This window comes from Leptolyngbya sp. FACHB-671 (assembly GCF_014695745.1).
GTDB lineage: Bacteria > Cyanobacteriota > Cyanobacteriia > Elainellales > Elainellaceae > JAAUTN01.
Genome location: NZ_JACJOV010000021.1, coordinates 1 through 3,650 on the forward strand (window position 1 = coordinate 1; position 3,650 = coordinate 3,650).

Here is a 3,650-nt window from a genome sequence, read left to right on the forward strand (position 1 = left end):
ATCATGAAGATCCAGAATGTCCGTCTTTCACTTAGCCGTCGATTTCTTTTAGTTGTAGCCAGCACCTTCGCGGCTACAACTATCATTTCAAGCTGCACTCCTTCCCAAGAAGTGAGTGAGTCACCTGCGGGTGAATCGCCCGCAGCAGAACAAGCAGAAGGTGGAACGCTAACTGTTGGTGTGAGCCCGGTTCCCCATGCCCAGATCTTGCAGTATGTCAAAGACAATCTGGCAGAGGAAGCTGGCTTAGAAATTGAGATCGTAGAATTTTCAGACTACGTGCAGCCTAATCTGGCACTCAATGACGAGCAAATTGATGCCAACTATTTCCAACATGTTCCCTATATGGAAGATTTTGGCGCAGAACGGGGAATTGAAATGGTGGCTGTCGCACCCGTCCACATTGAGCCACTAGGCATTTACTCGAACGAAATTGAATCTCTAGAACAGGTTCCCGATGGAGCAACGATCGCCATTCCCAATGATGCAACCAATTTGGGGCGATCGCTCAAACTCTTAGAAGATCAGGGACTACTCACCCTACGGGAAGGTGCAGGTGTAGAAGCGACAGTACAAGATATTGAAGAGAATCCCAAAAACCTTGAATTTGCTGAACTAGAAGCCGCCCAACTGCCCCGTGCCTTAGAGGACGTAGAACTGGCAATCATCAACGGTAACTATGCCTTGCAGGCTAACCTGTCCCCCAGTGAAGATGCTCTTGCCCTAGAAACTGCCGAGGACAATCCTTACGCTAATGTACTCACTGTTTTACCTGACCGGGAGCAAGACCCAAACGTGCAGAAGCTAGCTGAATTACTCACTTCAGAAGAAGTGAAACAGTTCATTGAGGAGGAATATCAAGGTTCCGTGATTCCTGCACTGTGATTGGCATTTTAGTCATCTACCCTGAGCGATTCAATGAGGTTGAACAGGATGAACTCAAAGCAAGGACAATTTAACTTTGTACCCCTCAAACGTCGATTTGTTCTATTGGCGGCAGCTTTTACATTAACCACCTTAGTTTCAAGCTGCTCTACTCCTGAAACTACATCCTCTGGGCAAACCACTCAAAGCGAACAGCCTGCTCAAGATGAAGTGTTGACGGTTGGAGTTACGCCTGTTCCGGCAGGGGAAATTCTGGCATTTGTGCGAGATGAGTTAGCTCCTGAAGCCGGGCTGGAGATTGAAATCGTTGAATTTAATGAGTTTAATCAGCCCAACCTGGCTCTCAAGGAAGGCGAGTTAGACGCAAATTACTTTCAGCACATTCCATTTATGGAAGATTTTGGCAAGCAGCATGAGATTGATCTGGTGCCGCTCAACGCAATTCACCTGAACCCGGTAGGTGCCTTCTCAAAACGGTTTCAGTCGCTAGATGAACTTCCTGATAATGCTACAATCACCGTTCCTAATGATGTCACGAATTTGAATCGTGCCTTGCAGCTTTTAGCAGAGAATGAGCTGATTACGCTGCGAGAGGGAGTTGGAGAGCTGGCAACCACCAAGGATATTGTTGAGAATCCTAAAAACCTGCAAATTGTTGAAATTGAAGCGCCTTCTCTGGTGCGATCGCTAGATGATGCGGATGTCTCTATCATTACCGGCAACTTCGTGGTGCAAGCAGGGATGAATACACGGGAGGATGCGATCGCCCTCGAAAACCCAGAAGGCTCACGCTACGCCGTCCGACTAGCCACCCTGCGCGGACAAGAAAACGATCCCCGTATCCAAACCCTCAACGAACTTCTGGTTGATCCTCAAGTACGGGAATTCATCGAAGAAAAATATGACGGAGCCGTTATCCCCGTTTTCTAAATACCCTCACTCCTCACATCTTTAAAGCCGTGATTAGCATCCGTGACCTATACAAAATTTATACTTACCAGAGAGGAGAAGGAAAAATTACCGCTCTAGATGGTATTAGTCTTGAGGTGAAAGCAGGAGAAGTGTTCGGTGTTTTAGGGCAAAGTGGCGCAGGCAAAAGTACTCTAATTCGCTGTGTCAATTGCTTGGAGAAACCCACTTCAGGCTCAGTATGGGTTGGAGATGAGGAAATCACTGCTTTGTCGGGTGCAAGGTTGCGAAGAGCCCGTCAGCGGATTGGCATGATCTTTCAACACTTTAACTTACTTAGTTCCCGTACTGCTGCTGAAAACATTGCATTTCCACTGGAACTGATAAGCTACAGCCGCTTAAAGCGGCGGACACGGGTAGAAGAATTGCTATCGCTGGTGGGGCTAGAAGGTAGAGGAGGTGCTTATCCCGCTCAGTTGTCAGGCGGACAGAAACAGCGAGTTGGCATTGCTAGAGCGCTAGCAGCTAATCCCAACGTATTGCTTTGTGATGAAGCCACTTCTGCTCTAGACCCACAAACAACTCGTTCCATTTTAGAGCTACTGCGAGACTTAAATCGCCACATGGGTTTGACTATTTTGCTGATTACCCACGAAATGGGTGTGGTTAAGCAAATATGCGATCGCGTTGCCATTCTTGAAGCCGGAAAAGTGATAGAGCAGGGAACCGTGAGTGAGTTGGCGGCGCAGCCTGATTCTTTCATTGCTAGAGAACTGTTTCCTCAACGGAATGGTTTTAAGTCTCGCCCTGGTTCCGTCTTGGTCACGATCGCCTTTCGAGGTGAGACTGCCAACCAGCCACTCATTTCTGATTTGGCAAAACGATTTGACGTGGATGTCAACATTATTAGCGGCACTGTGGATACAGTGGGTGGTCAGCGAGTTGGACAACTTCACGTTGAGTTGTCAGGTAAGGATGTCCGCTCAGCGTTGGACTATCTTCAAGTGCAAGATTTAAGGCATGAGGTGCATTGATGCTTGATCCCGTGTTGATGGAAAGTCTTTGGCAAGCGACGGTTGAAACTTTCTACATGGTAGGAATTTCCGCCCTACTAGCCGTCCTGTTTGGTTTACCCCTGGGACTGCTACTTGTGATTACTGCTCCTAATCATATCTTGCCAAACTTTGCAATTCAGAAGGTTCTGGGGTCGATCGTAAACGTGGGGCGATCGATCCCGTTCATCATTTTACTGGTGGCAATTATTCCGTTTACGCGATTGATTGTCGGCACTACCATCGGCAGCACGGCGGCACTGGTGCCACTCACAATTGCAGCAATTCCTTTTTTTGCTAGAGTCGCTGAAACTGCACTGCTAGAAGTCGATCGCGGCTTAATTGAAGCAGCACAGTCGATGGGCTGTAATCACTGGCAAATCGTCCTCAAAGTACTAATTCCTGAAGCGTTGCCTAGCTTAATTCTAGGTATCACAATTATGGTGATTAGCCTGTTGAGCTATTCGGCAATGGCGGGTGTTGTAGGGGGAGGGGGGTTGGGCGATTTGGCGATTCGCTATGGGTATCAGCGGTTTGATACGACGGTGATGATTGTGACGGTAGTATTGCTAGTTATCCTGGTGCAGATTGCTCAGTATGTGGGCGATCGCCTCGCTATTCGCTTGAGAAAGCGATAGTTTTTGGGGAGTTTCTTGGAGAACAGCCAAACAGCCTTGGAGGTTTCCCAAAACCCCCAGCAGGGGACGTGCTCGTCCCCCTCCGCAAGGATCTGTGAATTTGTGGCAGAACGCGCTTCGCATCGGTGAGTGGCAAGGGCCTAACTTGTAGGTGGTGAAGCAAAGC

At 48.3% G+C, this 3,650-nt stretch carries 4 protein-coding genes; all 4 read left to right on the top strand.

The window, feature by feature from the left end; all coding sequences use genetic code 11:
• The coding region (locus H6F93_RS00805) for a MetQ/NlpA family ABC transporter substrate-binding protein (protein WP_242043249.1) at positions 1-885 on the top strand (885 nt) is incomplete at its 5' end.
• 48 nt (positions 886-933) lie between these two features.
• Positions 934-1,815 carry a MetQ/NlpA family ABC transporter substrate-binding protein gene (locus H6F93_RS00810; RefSeq protein WP_190678319.1) on the top strand — a complete coding sequence of 294 codons (882 nt, stop codon included), beginning with the start codon at positions 934-936 and terminating at the stop codon, positions 1,813-1,815.
• Positions 1,816-1,844: 29 nt separating this feature from the next.
• The gene (locus tag H6F93_RS34950) at positions 1,845-2,828 is read left to right on the top strand and encodes an ATP-binding cassette domain-containing protein (RefSeq protein WP_190678321.1); all 984 of its coding nucleotides are present in this window, start codon (positions 1,845-1,847) and stop codon (positions 2,826-2,828) included.
• Entirely contained in the window at positions 2,828-3,484 is a 657-nt protein-coding gene (locus H6F93_RS00820) for a methionine ABC transporter permease (protein ID WP_190678323.1), read from the top strand. The genes H6F93_RS34950 and H6F93_RS00820 overlap by 1 nt, the downstream gene beginning before the upstream one ends.
• Positions 3,485-3,650: the final 166 nt, after the last annotated feature.

What these genes read in the sequence shown, in the direction of transcription:
- H6F93_RS00810 (WP_190678319.1), top strand. Translation starts at nt 934, where the DNA reads ATGAACTCAAAGCAAGGACAATTTAACTTTGTACCCCTCAAACGTCGA.
- H6F93_RS00820 (WP_190678323.1), top strand. Translation starts at nt 2,828, where the DNA reads ATGCTTGATCCCGTGTTGATGGAAAGTCTTTGGCAAGCGACGGTTGAA.